The sequence below is a fragment of the Streptomyces sp. NPDC000983 genome, from assembly GCF_040299205.1.
In the GTDB taxonomy this organism is placed as follows: domain Bacteria; phylum Actinomycetota; class Actinomycetes; order Streptomycetales; family Streptomycetaceae; genus Streptomyces.
Genome location: NZ_JBEPBM010000001.1, coordinates 252,388 through 269,385 on the forward strand (window position 1 = coordinate 252,388; position 16,998 = coordinate 269,385).

15 protein-coding genes are annotated in these 16,998 nt (G+C 71.9%); 9 read left to right on the forward strand and 6 right to left on the reverse strand.

What is annotated here, in order from left to right; genetic code table 11:
• Positions 1–59: 59 nt before the first annotated feature.
• From ABT296_RS00900 to ABT296_RS00910, 3 genes are all read left to right on the forward strand, one after another.
• Entirely contained in the window at positions 60–593 is a 534-nt protein-coding gene (locus ABT296_RS00900) for a helix-turn-helix domain-containing protein (protein ID WP_502977145.1), read from the forward strand.
• Between the two features lie 150 nt (positions 594–743).
• Positions 744–2,801: a galactose-binding domain-containing protein gene (locus ABT296_RS00905; protein ID WP_351922206.1), complete on the forward strand. Its 2,058-nt coding sequence runs from the start codon at positions 744–746 to the stop codon at positions 2,799–2,801.
• A 31-nt stretch (positions 2,802–2,832) separates the two neighbouring features.
• Positions 2,833–3,435: a TetR/AcrR family transcriptional regulator gene (locus tag ABT296_RS00910; RefSeq protein ID WP_351922207.1), complete on the forward strand. Its 603-nt coding sequence runs from the start codon at positions 2,833–2,835 to the stop codon at positions 3,433–3,435.
• On the opposite strand, the gene ABT296_RS00915 is transcribed toward ABT296_RS00910, so the two are convergent.
• Complete coding sequence (locus ABT296_RS00915; protein ID WP_351922208.1) at positions 3,430–3,942, reverse strand: hypothetical protein; 513 nt, start codon at positions 3,940–3,942, stop codon at positions 3,430–3,432. The two genes, ABT296_RS00910 and ABT296_RS00915, sit on opposite strands and share 6 nt — an antisense overlap.
• Before the next feature lie 161 nt (positions 3,943–4,103).
• Complete coding sequence (locus ABT296_RS00920) at positions 4,104–4,754, reverse strand: FMN-dependent NADH-azoreductase (protein WP_351922209.1); 651 nt, start codon at positions 4,752–4,754, stop codon at positions 4,104–4,106.
• A gap of 105 nt (positions 4,755–4,859) precedes the next feature.
• Between ABT296_RS00920 and ABT296_RS00925 the strand changes: the two genes are divergently transcribed.
• The 5 genes from ABT296_RS00925 to ABT296_RS00945 all read left to right on the forward strand — a co-directional run bounded on the left by ABT296_RS00925 (position 4,860) and on the right by ABT296_RS00945 (position 10,155).
• Entirely contained in the window at positions 4,860–5,225 is a 366-nt protein-coding gene (locus ABT296_RS00925) for a winged helix-turn-helix transcriptional regulator (protein ID WP_351922210.1), read from the forward strand.
• A 227-nt stretch (positions 5,226–5,452) separates the two neighbouring features.
• Positions 5,453–6,592, forward strand: a complete 1,140-nt coding sequence (locus tag ABT296_RS00930) for a GNAT family N-acetyltransferase (protein ID WP_351922211.1) — start codon at positions 5,453–5,455, stop codon at positions 6,590–6,592.
• Between the two features lie 106 nt (positions 6,593–6,698).
• Positions 6,699–7,928, forward strand: a complete 1,230-nt coding sequence (locus ABT296_RS00935; protein WP_351922212.1) for a DegT/DnrJ/EryC1/StrS family aminotransferase — start codon at positions 6,699–6,701, stop codon at positions 7,926–7,928.
• A gap of 185 nt (positions 7,929–8,113) precedes the next feature.
• Positions 8,114–9,238 (forward strand): Gfo/Idh/MocA family protein, encoded by a 1,125-nt coding sequence (locus tag ABT296_RS00940; RefSeq protein ID WP_351922213.1) that lies wholly within the window; start codon positions 8,114–8,116, stop codon positions 9,236–9,238.
• Positions 9,235–10,155, forward strand: coding sequence for a DUF6807 domain-containing protein (locus ABT296_RS00945; protein ID WP_351922214.1), 921 nt, complete (start codon positions 9,235–9,237; stop codon positions 10,153–10,155). Before ABT296_RS00940 ends, ABT296_RS00945 begins: the two co-directional genes overlap by 4 nt.
• An 89-nt stretch (positions 10,156–10,244) precedes the next feature.
• Here ABT296_RS00945 and ABT296_RS00950 read toward each other — a convergent pair whose 3' ends face one another.
• The 3 genes from ABT296_RS00950 to ABT296_RS00960 form a co-directional block, all read right to left on the reverse strand.
• Positions 10,245–11,294, reverse strand: a complete 1,050-nt coding sequence (locus tag ABT296_RS00950; protein WP_351922215.1) for a glycerophosphodiester phosphodiesterase family protein — start codon at positions 11,292–11,294, stop codon at positions 10,245–10,247.
• Between the two features lie 197 nt (positions 11,295–11,491).
• The gene (locus ABT296_RS00955) at positions 11,492–13,720 is read right to left on the reverse strand and encodes a heavy metal translocating P-type ATPase (protein ID WP_351922216.1); all 2,229 of its coding nucleotides are present in this window, start codon (positions 13,718–13,720) and stop codon (positions 11,492–11,494) included.
• A gap of 72 nt (positions 13,721–13,792) precedes the next feature.
• A complete protein-coding gene (locus ABT296_RS00960; protein ID WP_351922217.1) occupies positions 13,793–14,014 on the reverse strand; it encodes a heavy-metal-associated domain-containing protein in 222 nt (73 codons plus the stop codon).
• Between the two features lie 166 nt (positions 14,015–14,180).
• Here ABT296_RS00960 and ABT296_RS00965 point away from each other — a divergent pair, with 166 nt between their 5' ends.
• Entirely contained in the window at positions 14,181–15,125 is a 945-nt protein-coding gene (locus tag ABT296_RS00965) for a DUF8832 domain-containing protein (protein ID WP_351922218.1), read from the forward strand.
• Positions 15,126–15,127: 2 nt separating this feature from the next.
• On the opposite strand, the gene ABT296_RS00970 is transcribed toward ABT296_RS00965, so the two are convergent.
• Positions 15,128–16,966 carry a glycoside hydrolase family 15 protein gene (locus ABT296_RS00970; RefSeq protein ID WP_351922219.1) on the reverse strand — a complete coding sequence of 613 codons (1,839 nt, stop codon included), beginning with the start codon at positions 16,964–16,966 and terminating at the stop codon, positions 15,128–15,130.
• Positions 16,967–16,998: the final 32 nt, after the last annotated feature.

Sequence of the window (16,998 nt, forward strand, 5' to 3'; positions counted from 1 at the left end):
TTGCCGTTGTCGTGCGGGGATGACAGCGTGCTACTTCAAGCCGACTTGAGGTCAACACCATGACGGACGAGCAACACGCGGACCCGCGCCACACGGACCGGCAGCACGCCGACCCGCGCGAGGCGGCCCCGGGCCAGACAGCCCCGCGCGACGCCGGCCCCCACCACGCAGCCCCGCACCCCACCGCCCTGGACATCGCCGAGGTGGCCCGCCGGGCCGGGCTGCCCGCCTCCACGCTGCGGTACTACGAGGAGCGGGGCCTGATCGCCCCGACCGGCAGGCGTGGCCTGCGGCGGCAGTACGACCCCGCAGTCCTGGAGCGGCTGGCGCTGATCGCGCTGGGGCGCACCGCCGGGTTCTCCCTGGACGAGGTCGCCCGCATGTTCGCCCCCGACGGGCGGCCGGACCTCGACCGGGGCATGCTCACCGCCAAGGCGGACGAACTGGAGGCGAAGATCCGGGAGTTGGGCGTCCTGCACGACTCCCTGCGGCACGCCGCGGCCTGCCCGGCGCCCAGCCACATGGAGTGCCCCACCTTCCGCCGTATCCTCCGAGCGGCCGGAACCGGTCAACCCCGCACGCAGAAGGGCTAGTTCCGCGAATGGAGTGGCGCCCGGCGCCTTCGTTCCTCCATCAGGTCACTTGTCCCGGACCCTTGACTCGGAATCGGCCAGTCGTCATCCTCGACCCACAGATTGGGCTGGTCATGACAATTTCGTCATGCCGTTCCAGGAGGGTGCCCCATGGCTCGACTCCCGTACCGCAGGCGCAAGGACGTCACCGTCGCGTCGCTGCTCCTCCTGGTGCTGGCCCTGCTGCTCGGCCCCGCGCCGAGCTCCGCGGCCGGGACCGACTGGTGGCTGCCGACCGCGCGCCCCGCGCCCGACTCGCAGATCGGCGTCACCGGCGAGCCGTTCACCGGCACCAACGCCCAGGGCGAGGTCCGCGGCTTCGCCGACCTGCACAACCACCTCTTCTCCAACGAGGCGTTCGGCGGCCGGCTCATCTGCGGCAAGACCTTCTCCGAGGCCGGCGTCGCCGACGCCCTGAAGGACTGCCCCGAGCACTACCCCGACGGTTCCCTCGCGGTCTTCGACTTCATCACCAACGGCGGTGACGGCAAGCACGATCCGGCCGGCTGGCCCACCTTCAAGGACTGGCCCGCCCACGACTCGCTGACCCACCAGCAGAACTACTACGCCTGGGTGGAGCGCGCCTGGCGCGGCGGTCAGCGCGTCATGGTCAACGACCTCGTCACCAACGGCGTGATCTGCTCGGTCTACTTCTTCAAGGACCGCTCCTGCGACGAGATGACCTCCATCCGCCTCCAGGCGAAGCTGAGTTACGACCTCCAGGCGTACATCGACAAGATGTACGGCGGCACCGGAAAGGGCTGGTTCCGCATCGTCACCGACAGCGCGCAGGCCCGCCAGGTGATCGAGCAGGGCAAACTGGCGGTCATCCTCGGCGTGGAGACCTCCGAACCCTTCGGCTGCAAGCAGGTCCTCGACATCGCGCAGTGCGACAAGGAGGACATCGACAAGGGTCTGGACGAACTCCACGCGCTGGGCGTGCGCAGCATGTTCCTGTGCCACAAGTTCGACAACGCGCTCTGCGGGGTCCGTTTCGACTCCGGTGGCCTCGGCACCGCCATCAACGTCGGCCAGTTCCTGTCCACCGGCACCTTCTGGAAGACCGAGCAGTGCGCCGGGCCGCAGGCCGACAACCCGATCGGCAACGCCACGGCCGCCGAGGCCGAGTCGGAACTCCCGGCGGGCGTCGAGGTGCCCACGTACAGCGGTGGCGCGCAGTGCAACGTGCGCGGCCTGACCGAACTCGGTGAGTACGCGGTGCGCGGCATGATGCAGCGCAAGATGATGCTGGAGATCGACCACATGAGCGTCAAGGCCACCGGCCGGGTGCTCGACATCTTCGAGGCCGAGTCCTACCCCGGCGTGCTCTCCTCGCACAGCTGGATGGACATGGACTGGACCGAGCGGGTCTACGGTCTCGGCGGCTTCATCGCCCAGTACATGCACGGCTCCGAGGGCTTCGTCGCCGAGGCCGGCCGCACCGAGGCGCTGCGTGACAAGTACGGCCGGGGTTACGCCTACGGCACCGACATGAACGGCGTCGGCGGCTGGCCGGGCCCGCGCGGAGCGGACGCGCCGAACAAGGTGACGTACCCCTTCACCAGCGTCGACGGCGGTTCCGTCATCGACCGGCAGACCACCGGACAGCGCACCTGGGACCTCAACACCGACGGCGCCGCGCACTACGGTCTGGTGCCGGACTGGATCGAGGACATCCGCAGGGTCGGCGGCCGGGCCGTGGTGGACGACCTCTTCCGCGGCGCCGAGTCCTACCTCGACACCTGGGGCGCCTCCGAGCGCCACCGGTCGACGGTGAACCTCGCCAGGAACACCCCGGCGACGGCGAGTTCGGCGGAGTGGTCCCTGTTCACCAGCTACGCGCCCGGCCGGGCCGTGGACGGCGACCGGGGCACCCGGTGGGCCAGCGACTGGAGCGACGACCAGTGGCTGCGCATCGACCTCGGTGCCACCCACCGCGTCGGCCGGGTCACCCTCGACTGGGAGCGCGCCTACGCCAGGTCGTACCGGATCGAACTCTCCACCGACGGGGTGAGCTGGCGCACCGCCTGGTCCACCGTCTCCGGCGACGGCGGTCTCGACACGGCCCGGTTCACCGGCACGCCCGCACGGTATGTTCGCGTCCTCGGGCTGGAACGCGGTACCGAGTGGGGGTACTCACTGCACGAGGTGGGCGTCCACAGCGACTGAGGCCCGGGACACGAGCACGAGGGACACGCACATGGCACGCAGGCCGTCGGCGGAACGGCGTCAGCAGCTGACGGAAGCGGCGATCAGGGCGATGGCCCGGGACGGCGTCGCCAGGACGACGACCCGGTCCATCGCCGCCGAGGCCGGCGTGTCCCTCAGCGTCTTCCACTACTGCTTCGACTCCAAGCAGGCGCTGGTCGAGTCGGTCATCACCACCATCACCGACCACTACGTCACCCTGGTGCGGGACGCCCTGCGCCCCCGGGACACGCTCCAGGAGACCGTACGGGCCGGACTCCAGGCGTACTGGGACCATGTGCGCGCCCACCCGGACGAGCACATGCTCACCTACGAACTCACCCAGTACGCCCTGCGCCAGCCCGGGTTCGAGCATCTGGCCCGGCGCCAGCACGAGCTGTACCGCGACACCTACGCCGAGCTCATCGAGGAGCTGCGCCCCACCATGGACCTCCGACTCCGGGTGCCGGTACCGGTGTTGGCGCGCTATCTGGCCGCGATGACGGACGGGCTGACCCTCAACTACCTGGTGCTGGGCGACGAGGACGCCTGGGAGGGCGTCCTGGACACGGTCACCGCGCACATGGCGAGCCTGGTCGCCCCGCAGGAGTCATGACGGACCGGGGTCCGCGCTCCACCCGAGCATCAGCGCCTCGCGCTCCTCACGCCCCGGGTTCGCGTCACCGTCCCGGTCGCGACGCCACAGGAGCAGCTCGTCGAGGTCGGCGCGGCCGTCGACGAGCCGGTTCAGCAGGGTGCGGGACAGCTCGTACTCCACCGGACCGTAGATCCCTCCGGCGACGGCGGTGTGCGCGGTCACCTCGACCGTGGCGGACGCGGTGGAGATCCGTACCGTGAAGGCGGGCGGCTGGTCGCCCATGCCGGTCAGCGCGGTGGCCACCGCGTCGAAGGTCTGCGAGGCCCAGCGACGGGCCGGGGGCCGTACGGCGACGTCGGCGACCTCGATCCGCCGCACCTCCTCCCAGCCCCAGCGGGTCCCGTGCTCGATCCCCAGGGCCTCGACCCCGTCCTTGGACAGTCGTACCCCGGACGCCGTCCCCGCCGGCTCGGCACCCACGTACACCGAGTCCTCGGTGATCCAGAACAGGCCGACCATGGCCATGCGTTCCTCCTCGCGTTCGTCTCACTCACCGAGACGGCGATCGGGGGCCGCCGGTTGCCCGGCCGGGTCCGCAGGTCCGGACGGCCGCGGTCGGTCCGAGGCCGTTCCGCGCACCCGGGCGGATCCGAAGGCCCGGGGTGCGCCGCGACGCACGCCCCCCGCTACGCCGCGAGGCGCGCGGCCAGGCTCTGCCCCTTGGTGCCGGCCGCTCGCAGGGCCCGCTCCCGCGAGGACTCGAAGAGCGGGACCAGGGAGGCCATGGCCGGGTTGTGCGGCGCCATCGTCAGCTCCGGGACGATGAAGTCGAGGTCGAGCGCCAGCATGTCGGCCAGGGTCGCCCTCAGATACGTCTGCACGTACTCGTATTCCTCCTTCGGCGTGCCCGGCGCGTAGGAGCCGCCGCGGCTGGCCACGACGGTGACCGGGGTGCCCTTGGCGGACGGGGTCTCGCCGGCGGTCCGCCCGAAGAGGATCACGTTGTCCAGCCACGCCTTGAGGGTGGACGGGATCGTCAGGTTGTACATCGGCGCGCCGATCAGGACGGCGTCGGCGTTCTCCAGCTCCTCGATCAGCCGGAGCCGCTCGGCGAAGGCGGCCGCCTGGCCGGCGGTGTGCCCGTCCGGATCGGCGAACCCGGCGGTGTGGGCGTCCGCGGTGAGGTGCGGCACGGGCGCGGCGGACAGATCGCGGTAGATCACCGTGCCCTGCGGGTGCCGCTCCTGCCAGGCGGCCCGGAACGCCTCGGTCACGGCCCGCGAGGAGGAGGCGGCGTCCGGGAAGAGCGAGGAGTCGATGTGCAGAAGGGTGGCCATGACGGATCTCCAAAGAGTGAGCTGCTTGAACTTCGTACTCGACTATAGATAACACATGGACTTACTTTTTTTCATCCCCTGGGGGTGGCGCAGTACTCTTGGGGCATGGCGGTCGAGGAGATGCACGAAGCGTCGGCATGCAAGCAGGTGGACGCCGGGATCACCCGCGTCTTCCAGCTGCTCGGAAAGCGGTGGACCGGTCAGATCGTGGCCGTGCTGGTGGGGCACCCCGCCCACTTCACCGAGCTGCGCCGGGCGATCCCGGGCATCAGCGAGCGCATGCTCTCCGACCGGCTGACCGAGCTCGGGGCCGCCGGACTCGTGGTGCGCGAGGTCGACGAGGGGCCGCCGCTGAGGGTCTCGTACCGCCTCACCGAGGCCGGCGCCGCCCTGGAACCCGCGCTGGACGCGCTCGCCGCCTGGGCCAAGCAGCACCTCCCGGAACCCTGCGCGGAGCGGTTCCCGGGCTGACGCGTCACACTGGAGAACCGAAGGTCCTCGATCCGGACCCCCGGTCCGCGCGGACCGGTCGCCCCGAACATGCCGTTCCTTTACGACCGCCGGTCTTGACAGTCTGCGTGCGGTTTCGCCACGTTTGATCCTTGTCGGACTGCTCCGATCTCGGTCGTGCAGCACGGCGCAACAGGTGGCTGACGCGGACCGCGCGTCGCCGGGGGAACTGGGGGGAGCGGTCACTCATGCGATCCACGGCCGGCACCGACACGGGCATCACCGTCCACAGACCCGGCGAGCTGAGCGCATCGCTGCGCGCGGCCTGGCACCGGGCCATGGACGAGTCGCCCGAGTACGCCAACCCGTTCCTCGCGCCGGAGTTCGCCGTCGGCGTCGGACACCACCGCGGCGGGGTGGAGATCGGCGTCCTGCACGAGCGCGGCGAACCCGTCGGCTTCCTGCCCTACGAACGCAACCTGCTCGGCGTCGGCCGGGCCATCGGCCTCGGCCTCTCCGACCGCCAGGCCCTGGTCCACCGGCCCGGCGTCCTGTGGGACACCGAGGAACTCCTGCGCGGCTGCCGGCTGGCCAGCTTCGAGTTCGACCACCTCGTGGAGGAACAGAAGCCCTTCGGCCGCTACGTCACCGGTATGTTCGCCTCGCCGGTCATCGACCTGCGACCGGGCGACGGCGACTACCCGGCCTGGCTGCGCGCCACCTACCCGGGCCAGGCCAAGACCACGCTGAAGAAGGAACGCCGGCTGGCGCGCGACCTCGGCGAGGTGCGGTTCGTCTTCGACGAGCGGGACCCCCGGCTGCTGCACCGGCTGATGCGCTGGAAGTCCGCCCAGTACCGCAGGACCGGGCGCATGGACCGGTTCGCCCGCCCCTGGATCGTCGCCCTGGTGGACCATCTCTTCCAACTGCGCGAGGAGCACTTCACCGGAGTGCTCTCCGTCCTCTACGCCGGTGACCGTCCCGTGGCCGCCCACTTCGGGCCCCGTTCGAGCACTGTCCTCGCGGCCTGGTTCACCGCCTACGACCCCGAACTCCACTACTACTCGCCCGGCCTGATGATGCATCTGCGCACCGCGGAGGCGGCCGCCCGGCACGGGGTGCGGCTGATCGACCTCGGGCGCGGCGACAAGGAGTACAAGGACTGGCTCAAGACCCGCGAACTGCGGGTGGGGGAGGGGTTCGCGACCCGGCCGCACCCGGTGGCGGCCGCGCACCGCATGTGGCGCCGGCCCGTGCGGGGCCTGCGCAACACCGTCCTCGCCCACCCCGGTCTGCGGGAACCGGCCGACCGGCTGCTGCGCACCGTCGGATCACTGCGCTCCGGGCACCGGACGGCACCCGGTTCCACCACACCGCGCGCACACTGACCCACCCCCGCGCGCTCCGGGCACCAAACCGCGCACGCACTGACCCACCCCCGCGCGTCCGTCCCACCCTGCGACCCCTTCGGCCCTCTCGACGGAAGAAGTGACGATGGCGTACGGATCGCGGCTCGCCGCGACGATGACGCGGCGACTGGGACGCGAATGCGTCTACACGCCCTCGGCGCGGCTGGCCCTCTACCTCGCCCTGCGCCGCTGGTGCCGCCCCGGCGCCCGGGTGCTGATGTCGCCGGTCAACGACGACGTCATCCTCTTCGTGGTGCTCGCGGCCGGCTGCCGCCCCGTCCAGGCCCCCGTCTCCGTGTGGGACGGCAACATCGACCCCGCCGCCGTACCCGAGTCGACCTGGCGCGACGTCGACGCCGTGCTGACCACCAACCTCTACGGGGTGCCCGACCGGGTGCTCGAACTGCGCCGCCGCTGCGAGCAGTTGGGCATCCCGCTGATCGAGGACGCGGCCCACGCGATCGGCACCCATGTGGACGGGCGGCCGATCGGCACCTTCGGCACCGCCGCCGCGTTCAGCCTCTCCAAGCACGTGGCCGGCATGGCCGGCGGCTTCCTCGCCGTCGAGGACGCCCGCACCCGGCGCGAGCTGGAACTGCTCCGCGACGACCTGCTCACCCCGCGCAGCCTGCGCGACGACCTGAACGTGACCCTGCGCCCGCTGGCCCGCTCCGGCGTCCGCACCCTCCACCTGGTCCGCCCGGTGTGGCGCACGATGGAACGCCTCGGCCTGCTCGAACGCGACGCCTTCCGGATGGACCTGCACGCCCGGCGGCTGACCGCGTCCGCCCGCTCGGCCCCCAGCCTGAGCGCCTACGAACCATGGGTCCGCGTCGACCTGCACGGCTTCCGGGTCCGCCACGGCGCCCTGGTCCGCGGGCAGTTGACCGCGCGCATGGCCGGCCTGGACGGCGACCTGACCCGGCGCCGGGCCGGAGTCACCCTGCTCTCCGGCACCGCATGGGCCTCGGACGCCCTGCGCGACCGCGTCGCCCACGACGGGCCGCTCCCGCTCTTCCGCGTCCCGCTCCTGGTGAACGGCCGCGACGCCCTGCTGGAACGCATGGTCGACCACGGCATGGTGTGCGGATACGTCTACGATCCGCCCCTCGACGACTACGCGGGCGCCGAGTTCGTGGAACCGTCCCCCGACCCCTGGGCGGCCCGCTGGTTCGCCTCCCACGTCCTGCCCGCCGACCCGCTGTCCGCCCGCAGGGCGATCGGCGCGCTGACCCGGGAGCGGGCCGGTGCGGCCCGCCCGGTGCGCCCCGCCCCCGTCAAGGACGCCAGCCCGCCGGCCCCTCTGGGGCAGTAGCAGGGGTGCACGACACGCGGGGCGCCCTCCTTCCCGAACCCTCGCACCGGGCTTGACCAGAGGAAAGACCCGACGATGTGCAGGCGGGGGCTTGTTCGGGCAAGGCCTCGGCGCCTAGGGTCTCGGGTGGGGAGCAAGCGCTTTCTTTCTCCCCTGTGTGTCCACCGGTCGTTCGAGGAGCCCGCATGACCCTGTCCCCAGCGACCCCCGTCCGGCGCCGCGTCGCCGTCGTAGGCACCGGAGCCATCGTCAGCGGCAGTCACCTCGACGCCCTCGCCGCGCACGCCGACCGGACCGAACTGGTCGCCGCCGTCGACGTGGACCCCGACCGGCTGCGGGCCTTCCGGGAACTCGCCGGCGGCAAGGTCAACGGCTACCCGTCGGTGGAGGACATGCTCGACGCCGAGCGCCCCGACCTGGTGCTGATCGGCACCCCGCCCGCCCTGCACCGCGAGCAGACGATCGCCGCGCTTCGGGCGGGCGCCTGGGTCCTGTGCGAGAAGCCGCTCACCCTCTCCCTCGCCGAGTACGACGACATCGCCGCCGCCGAGGAGGAGTCCGGCCGCTACGCCTCCGTGATCTTCCAGCATCGCTACGGCTCCGGCGCCCAACACGCCCGCCGGCTGATCGGCAGCGGTGAGCTGGGCGCCCCGCGCGTCGCCCACTGCCAGACCACCTGGTACCGGGACGCCGCCTACTACGCGGTGCCCTGGCGCGGCCGCTGGGCCAGCGAGGGCGGCGGCCCCACCATGGGCCACGGCATCCACCAGTACGACCTGCTGCTGCATCTGCTCGGCGAGTGGGAGGAGATCCGGGCCATGACGGCGCGGCTCGTCCACGACACCGAGAGCGAGGACGTCTCCACCGCCCTGGTCAGGTTCACCGGCGGCGCCCTGGCCACCGTCGTCAACAGTGTGCTCTCCCCGCAGGAAACGAGCCGTATCCGCATCGACTGCGCGGACGCCACGGTCGAACTGACCCACCTGTACGGTCACCGCAACGAGGACTGGGTCTACACCCCGGCACCCCACGTCGCCGCCGACCGCGCCGACGCCTGGCGCACACCCGCCGCCGACGTCCCCAGCTCCCACACCGCCCAGCTCGGCGGCCTCCTCGACGCCTACGACGCGGGCGTACGGCCCCCCGGCAGCGGACCCGAGGCCCGGGCCACGCTGGAGTTCGCCGCGGCCCTGTACAAGTCGGCCTTCACCGGCCTGCCGGTCCGCTCCGGCGAGATCACCCCGGGGGACCCGTTCTACGCGGCCATGCACGGCGGCCACCCCGACTGGGCCCCCAAGGAGCAGGCATGAGCATCCGCGTCAGCCATGTGCACGGCGAGCACATCGCCGTGACCGCGGCGAACGGCACCGAGATCCTGCGCTACGTCTACCGCCCCGACCCCGACGCCTTCGAGTCCCGCAAGCCGTACGCGCATCCGCTGCGCACGCTCGCCGGGCACACCGTGACCGGCTACCGGCCCAACGACCACCGCTGGCACAAGGGTCTGCAGATGACCGCCAGCCATCTGTCCGGGCAGAACTTCTGGGGCGGCAACTCCTATGTCCACGGCGAGGGTTATCTGCCGCTGCCGCAGCGGGTCGGTTCGATGCGGCACGACGGCTTCACCGGGTTCACCGTCACCGAGGACCGGCTCGCCGTCACCGAGGACCTGACCTGGGTGGAGCACGGCGGCACCGCATGGGCCCGCGAATCACGCGGACTGACCGTCCACTCCGTCGACGAGGCGGCCGGCACCTGGGCCCTGGACTGGTCGATCCGGCTCACCAACCTCCGCGCCGAACCCCTCGCCTTCGGCTCCCCGACGACCGCCGGGCGGGAGATGGCGGGCTACACCGGACTCCAGTGGCGCGGGCCGCGCGACTTCACCGGCGGCACGGTCCTCGTTCCCGGCACGGACGCGGAGAAGGCCATGGGCAGTCAGGGCCCGTGGCTCGCGTTCACCACCGAGCACGACGACGTCGACGCCCACTCCACCGTCGTCTTCGCGCACGCGCCGGAGAACCTCGACGCGGACACGGCCGTCCACGAGTCCCACTGGTTCGTACGCTCCGAGCCCTTCCCCACGGTGGCGTTCTCCTGGGCGTTCTTCGAGGAGTTCGAGCTGGCGCCGGGGGACTCCTTCGGCTACCGCTACCGGGTGGTGATCGCCGACGGCGCCTGGGACGGCGACCGCGTGGCCGCCCACCTGGACGCCCTGCCGTGGTGAACCCGGATCCGCCGGTGCCGCTGCCCGGCTGACCGCCCACGACCGGCGGCCCGCGTCCGCATGCGGTGCGGTGGTGGGCGGCCGTTGGGTCAGCGCGGCTCGTACGGCCTCGGCAGGCGCATGCCTCGGTCGGCCATGAGCCGGCGTACGCGGTCCGGGTAGTCGGTGATGACGCCGTCCACCCCGGCGTCCATCAGCGCCTCCACCGTGGCCGGGTCGTCGCAGGTCCACGGGACGACCTTCAGCCCGCGTGCGTGCGCCGCCCCGACCATCGCCGCGTCGGCGTAGAACCGGAAGCCGGGGTCGCCGACCTTGCCGTTCTGCGGGAAGCCGTAGTTGGGGGAGAGGGTGGTGACTCCGGGCAGGGAGTCGGCGGCCCTCACGAAGTCGCCGTCGTAGTCGTCGGCGTCGATGCCGCCCAGCCACGGTGAGGCACCGGGCTTCCCGACCTGGAGGAAGTCGTAGTTGGTGAGGGCCACCAGGGGCCACTTGGGGGCGAGCCGGTGCATGACCTTCAGCGCGCCCCAGTCGAAGGACTGGACGGTGACCTGCCGTTCGATGCCGGAGCGGCGGATCTCCTCGTACACCCGGCGCACGAACAGCTCACGGGGTGCGGTCTGTTCGGGGGCGCCCGCCTCCACCTTGGTCTCCACGTTGAGGGTGACCCGGCGGGCCTTGTACCGCTTGACCAGGTCGAGGACGTCCTTCAGCTCGATCATCCGCAGGCCGTCGATCCGCTCCTGCTCCGGATGGCCGGGCAACTGCTGATACCCGCAGTTCATGGTCCTCAGCTGGGCCAGCGTCAGGTCCTTGACGTACTTCCCGACGTACGGATACATCGGGTCGCCCGGCACCAGGGGCCCGGTGTCCCGGCACTTGACGGCGCTGACCTGCCGGTCGTGGGTGACGACGACCTTCTCGTCCTTGGTGATCTGGGTGTCCAGTTCCAGGGTGGACACGCCCAGCCGCAGCGCCTTGGCGAAGCCCTCCAGGGAGGACTCGGTGGTCATGCCCAGGCCGCCGCGATGCGCCTGGAGGTCGAAGGACGGCCGGTGCCGCGGGCCGGGCTCGTGCGCCGCCGCCGGGACGGTGAACACCGGCACCAGGGCCAGGCCGGCGAGGACATGTCGTACGGACATAGCAACCTCGATCGTGTGGGTTCGAGCGACCAGGCGACGCTAGTGGGGAGCGGGACGCGGTCGACCTCTCGTGCATGAGTGCGCCGTGAACGCTCGGCGAACGCCTCCCCGCGCGCGGGACCCGGACAGCCCTCCGCCCGGCCGCGGGGAGCGCGGCCGGGCGGAGAGCCCGGTGGGCCGTGGACGGCGGCGCCGGTTCAGCGCGCGGGGCGGAACGAGCGCAGCCGCAGCGAGTTGCCGACGACGAAGACCGAGGAGAAGGCCATGGCCGCCCCGGCGAGCATCGGGTTGAGCAGCCCGGCCGCGGCGAGCGGCAGTGCGGCCACGTTGTAGGCGAAGGCCCAGAACAGGTTGGAGCGGATGGTGCCGAAAGTGCGGCGGGCCAGCCGGATCGCGTCGGCGGCGGACCGCAGGTCACCGCGGACCAGCGTCAGGTCGCCAGCCTCGATCGCCGCGTCCGTGCCGGTCCCCATCGCCAGCCCCAGGTCGGCCCGGGCCAGGGCGGCCGCGTCGTTGACGCCGTCGCCGACCATCGCCACCGAACGCCCCTCGCCCTGAAGCCGCTCGACGACGTCCACCTTGTCCTGCGGCAGCACCTCGGCGATGACGTGCTCGGGCGCGATCCCGACCTGGCGGGCGACGGACTCGGCCACCGCCCGGTTGTCGCCGGTGAGCAGGATCGGCGTCAGACCGAGCGCCCGCAGCCGGGCGATCGCCTCCGGGCTGCTCTCCTTCACGGCGTCCGCGACCTCCAGCACCGCTCGCGCCTCGCCGTCCCAGGCGACCACGACGGCGGTACGGCCCTGTGCCTCCGCCTCGGCCCTGGCGCGGGCCAGCGGCGCCGGCAGTTCCATCGCCCACTCCTTGAGCAGCCGCTCCCGGCCGACCAGTACCGCGTGGCCTTCGACGACACCCTGCACCCCGAGCCCCGGCACGTTCGCGAAGTCCTCCGGCGCGGGCAGCGCGCCCAGCTTCTCCCGGGCGCCGTCGGCGACGGCCCGGGCGACCGGGTGCTCGGAGGAGTGCTCCAACGCGCCTGCCAGTCGCAGGACTTCGGCCTCGTCGGAGTTGTCGGCGGTGTGCACCGCCAGCAGCGTCATCCGGCCGGTGGTCACGGTGCCCGTCTTGTCGAGGACGACGGTGTCGACCCTGCGGGTGGACTCCAGCACCTCCGGGCCCTTGATCAGGATGCCGAGCTGGGCGCCGCGTCCGGTGCCGACCATCAGCGCGGTGGGAGTGGCGAGGCCGAGGGCGCAGGGGCAGGCGATGATCAGGACGGCGACGGCGGCGGTGAAGGCGGCGGCCGGACCCGCGCCGCTGCCGAGCCAGAAGCCGAGGGTGCCGAGCGCCAGCGCGATCACGATCGGCACGAAGACCGCGGAGATCCGGTCGGCGAGCCGCTGGGCCGCCGCCTTCCCGTTCTGCGCGTCCTCCACGAGCCGTGCCATGCGGGCCAGTCGGGTGTCGGCGCCGACCCGGCCGGCCTCCACGACGAGCCGTCCGCCCGCGTTGACGGTGGCACCGGTGACGGGGTCGCCCACACCGACCTCGGTCGGCACGGACTCGCCGGTGAGCATCGAGGCGTCCACCGCGGAGGAGCCCTCGACCACGGTTCCGTCGGTGGCGATCTTCTCGCCGGGACGGACCAGGAACCGGTCGCCGACCTTCAACTCGGCCACCGGCACCGTGCGTTCGGTGCCGTCGGCGCGGATCAGGGTGACGTCCTTCGCCCCCAGCTCCAGCAGCGCCTTGAGGGCGGCGCCCGCCTTGCGCTTGGAGCGGGCCTCGAAGTACCGCCCGGCCAGGACGAAGGCGGTGACCCCGGCGGCCGCCTCCAGATAGATGTTGGCCGAGCCGTCCCCGCGGGAGATGGTCAGCTCGAACGGGTGGGTCATGCCGGGCTCCCCGGCGGTGCCGAGGAACAGCGCCCACACCGACCACAGGAACGCGGCCGAGGTGCCCACCGAGATCAGCGTGTCCATGGTGGCCGCGCCGTGCCGGGCGTTGGTGAACGCGGCCCGGTGGAAGGGCCAGGCGGCATAGGTGACGACCGGCGCCGCCAGGGTCAGGGAGAGCCACTGCCAGTACTCGAACTGGAGCGCGGGGACCATCGCCATCGCGATGACGGGCACGGCCAGGACGGCCGCGGTGACCAGTCGCTCCCGCAGCGGCCGCAGTTCGTCGTGGTCGGGGGCGCTCTCCGGCTCAGGCGTCGGCCGGTGGGCGGTGTAGCCGGTCGCCTCGACGGTCGCGATGAGATCGTCGACGGAGACGCCGGCGCCGTAACTGACCTTCGCCTTCTCGGTGGCGTAGTTGACGGTGGCGGTCACCCCCTCCATGCGGTTGAGCTTCTTCTCGATGCGCGCCGCGCACGAGGCGCAGGTCATGCCGCCGATGGCTAGTTCCGTGTCGGTCAGGGTGGTCATCGCTGCTCCTTGGGCGTGCGGGCGTGCGGGCGTGCGGGCAGGCGTGCGCCGGGGCGGGCCTGGCGCGAGGGGTCAGGCCCGGCCGGTCAGCTCGTAGCCGGCCTCGTCGACGGCCTCGGCGACCAGGGCGTCGTCCGGTTCGGCGCTGCTGCTGACGGTGACCTGTCCCGACGCGAGGTCGACCGCGACGCCGGTCACGCCGTCCAGCTCGCCGATGACCTTGGTGAGCGTGGCCTTGCAGTGGCCGCAGGTCATACCGGAGACGGCGTAGGTGGTGAGGGTCGTGGTGGACATGGGTGCCTCCCGATAGTGTTCTCGTATACCCGGTGGGGGTATGCCCCGCCGTTGACTCCATGTATACCCATGGGGGGTATTCAAAGCAAGGGGGGATCCGAGTTGACTTCATACCCCCCAGGGGTATGGTTGGCGGTATAGAGGACGTGAGACGGAGGAGATCGACATGCATGCCGGACTGAAGATCACCGCGTTCGCCACCGGCCTGGCCGCCACCTTCGGCACCGCCTACGGCGTGGGCAAGGGCGTGGGCCCGCTCGGGGACGACCCCGCGCCCGTACGGCACGAGAGCCACGGCGAGGCGTCACCGCAACCGGAGAGCGGCGGCGGAGGAGGGCCGGTGGCGGGGGGACTGCAGATCGCCGAGGGCGGCTACACCCTCGACCTGCGCACCCCCACCGTCACCGCCCGCGACCGCGCCGACCTGCGCTTCGTCATCCGGGACAGCGGCGGACGGGCCGTGACCGCCTTCCAGCGCGAGCACGACAAGGAACTCCATCTGATCGTCGCCTCACGCGACCTGGGCACCTACCGCCATCTGCACCCCACCCGCGCCGCCGACGGTACCTGGAGCACCCCCGTCGACCTGCCGCGCGCGGGCGGATACCGGGTCTTCGCCGACTTCACCCCGGCGAAGAAGGGCGCCGAGAACCTGACCCTCGGCGCCGACCTCGCCGCGGCCGGCCCCTACGAGCCCCGCGCCCTCCCGGCCCCGAGCGCCACCGCCGAGGTCGACGGCTACGAGGTCCGCCTCGACGGCGCACTGCGCCCCGGCGCCTCGAACGAGCTGAAGCTGAGCGTCTCGCGCGACGGCAAGCCCGTCACCGACCTCCAGCCCTACCTCGGCGCCTACGGCCACCTGGTCGCCCTGCGCTCCGGCGACCTCGCCTACCTGCACGTCCACCCCAACGGCGAACCCGGCGACGGCAGCACCGAGCCCGGCCCCGACGTCTCCTTCACCGCGAGCGTGCCCAGCGGCGGCACCTACCGGCTCTTCCTCGACTTCAAGCACGACGGCGAGGTCCGCACGGCCGCGTTCACCGTCCGCGCCGGCCAGGCGGCGCCCGCACCCGAGACCCCGCACGAGGAGGAGCCGGCCCACGGCCACTGAGGTCAGCCGAGCGCCAGGTCGAGGTTGAAGGCCGCGCTGATCAGGGCGAGGTGGGTGAACGCCTGCGGGAAGTTGCCCTGTTGCTCACCGGTGTGGCTGATCTCCTCGGCGTACAGGCCCAGATGGTTGGCGTAGGTGAGCATCTTCTCGAAGGCCAGCCGGGCCTCGTCGACCCGGCCGGCGTGCACCAGGGCCTCGACGTACCAGAAGGAGCAGATCGAGAAGGTGCCCTCGTCACCGCGGAGGCCGTCGGGGCTCGCCACCGGGTCGTAGCGGTAGACCAGGGAGTCGGAGACCAGGTCCTGGGCGAGGGCGTCCAGCGTGGACAGCCACTTCGGGTCGGTCGGGGCGATGAACTTGGTGAGCGGCATCATCAGTACGGCCGCGTCCAGCACGTCGTCGTCCTCGTGCTGCACGAACGCCTGACGGGACTCCGACCAGCCGTGCGTCATGATCCGGCGGTAGATGGTGTCCCGGCAGGTGCGCCAGCGGACGATGTCGGCGGGCAGGCCCCGCCGGTTGGCCATCCGGATCGCCCGCTCGATCGCCACCCAGCACATCAGCCGCGAGTACAGGAACTTCTTCCGCCCGCCCCGGGTCTCCCAGATCCCCTCGTCCGGCTGGTCCCAGTGCTCGCACACCCAGTCCACCAGCGCGCACACGTCGTCCCACTGATCGCTGGAGATCGGCTTGGCCCATTTGTCGTAGAGGTAGATCGAGTCGATCAGGGCGCCGTAGATGTCGAGTTGGAGCTGTTCGGCGGCCGCGTTTCCGATCCGCACCGGCGCGGAGCCGCGGTGGCCCTCCAGATGGTCGAGTTCACGCTCGGTGAGGTCCGTGCGGCCGTCGATGCCGTACATGATCTGCAACGGTCCCGAGGGCTTGCCGTCGCCCGGACTGATGTGCCGGGTAACGAAGTTCATGAACGCCTCGGCCTCGCCGGTGAAGCCCAGCCGCAGCAGCGCGTACACGCAGAAGGCCGCGTCGCGCACCCACACGTAGCGGTAGTCCCAGTTGCGCTCGCCGCCCAGCTGCTCGGGCAGGCTCGTGGTCGGCGCGGCGACGATCGCGCCGGTGGGCGCGTAGGTGAGGAGCTTCAGGGTGAGCGCCGAGCGGTGCACCATCTCCCGCCAGCGGCCGCGGTACTTGGACGCGGACAGCCAGTGCCGCCAGTAGGCGACCGTGGTGGCGAACTGCTCCTGAGCCTCCGTCATCGCGCACCGCCGGGGCGAGACCTCGCCGCCGACCTGGTCGAGGGCGAACACCGCCGTCTCGCCCTCGGCGAGCTTGAACTCGGCCCCCACGTCCGGCCCATCGGCCTGGAGCGGCACCGTGGCGGTCAGCCCGAGCGAGAGCTTGGCCGACTCGAACACCGCCACGTCGCCGACCATCCGCACCGAGTGCGGCCGGCTGCCGTAGTCGAACCGCGGGGCGACCCGGACCCGGAACGGGATGGAGCCGCGCACGCACAGCACCCGCCGGATCAGCCGGTGCCGCTCGGTCTCCACCGAGTCGCCGTCGACGGGCATGAAGTCCTGCACCTCACCGACACCGTCCTCGGTGAAGAAGCGGGTGATCAGGACGTTGGTGTCCGGGAAGTAGAACTGCTTGGTCCGGGCCGGTACGGCCGCCGCCAGCTCGAACGAGCCGCCGCGCTCGGCGTCCAGGATCGACGCGAAGACGCTCGGCGCGTCGAACGAGGGGCAGCAGTACCAGTCGATCGTGCCGTCGGTCCCCACCAGGGCCACACTGCGCAGGTCGCCGATCAGTCCGTGCTCGGCGATCGGCAGATAGCGCGGAGCCCCGGGGGCGTCCTGGTCGCTCGACTCGGTTCCGCTCATCGCAGCCTCCCTGGGCCCCCGACACCGCCTCG

Excerpts from the sequence above, each read along its gene's own strand:
- ABT296_RS00955 (WP_351922216.1), bottom strand. The coding sequence starts at position 13,720 with ATGACCACCCTGACCGACACGGAACTAGCCATCGGCGGCATGACCTGC.
- ABT296_RS00950 (WP_351922215.1), bottom strand. The coding sequence starts at position 11,294 with ATGTCCGTACGACATGTCCTCGCCGGCCTGGCCCTGGTGCCGGTGTTC.
- ABT296_RS00910 (WP_351922207.1), top strand. The coding sequence starts at position 2,833 with ATGGCACGCAGGCCGTCGGCGGAACGGCGTCAGCAGCTGACGGAAGCG.
- ABT296_RS00900 (WP_502977145.1), top strand. The coding sequence starts at position 60 with ATGACGGACGAGCAACACGCGGACCCGCGCCACACGGACCGGCAGCAC.
- ABT296_RS00960 (WP_351922217.1), bottom strand. The coding sequence starts at position 14,014 with ATGTCCACCACGACCCTCACCACCTACGCCGTCTCCGGTATGACCTGC.
- ABT296_RS00920 (WP_351922209.1), bottom strand. The coding sequence starts at position 4,754 with ATGGCCACCCTTCTGCACATCGACTCCTCGCTCTTCCCGGACGCCGCC.
- ABT296_RS00905 (WP_351922206.1), top strand. The coding sequence starts at position 744 with ATGGCTCGACTCCCGTACCGCAGGCGCAAGGACGTCACCGTCGCGTCG.
- ABT296_RS00935 (WP_351922212.1), top strand. The coding sequence starts at position 6,699 with ATGGCGTACGGATCGCGGCTCGCCGCGACGATGACGCGGCGACTGGGA.
- ABT296_RS00930 (WP_351922211.1), top strand. The coding sequence starts at position 5,453 with ATGCGATCCACGGCCGGCACCGACACGGGCATCACCGTCCACAGACCC.
- ABT296_RS00965 (WP_351922218.1), top strand. The coding sequence starts at position 14,181 with ATGCATGCCGGACTGAAGATCACCGCGTTCGCCACCGGCCTGGCCGCC.
- ABT296_RS00945 (WP_351922214.1), top strand. The coding sequence starts at position 9,235 with ATGAGCATCCGCGTCAGCCATGTGCACGGCGAGCACATCGCCGTGACC.
- ABT296_RS00915 (WP_351922208.1), bottom strand. The coding sequence starts at position 3,942 with ATGGCCATGGTCGGCCTGTTCTGGATCACCGAGGACTCGGTGTACGTG.
- ABT296_RS00940 (WP_351922213.1), top strand. The coding sequence starts at position 8,114 with ATGACCCTGTCCCCAGCGACCCCCGTCCGGCGCCGCGTCGCCGTCGTA.
- ABT296_RS00925 (WP_351922210.1), top strand. The coding sequence starts at position 4,860 with ATGGCGGTCGAGGAGATGCACGAAGCGTCGGCATGCAAGCAGGTGGAC.
- ABT296_RS00970 (WP_351922219.1), bottom strand. The coding sequence starts at position 16,966 with ATGAGCGGAACCGAGTCGAGCGACCAGGACGCCCCCGGGGCTCCGCGC.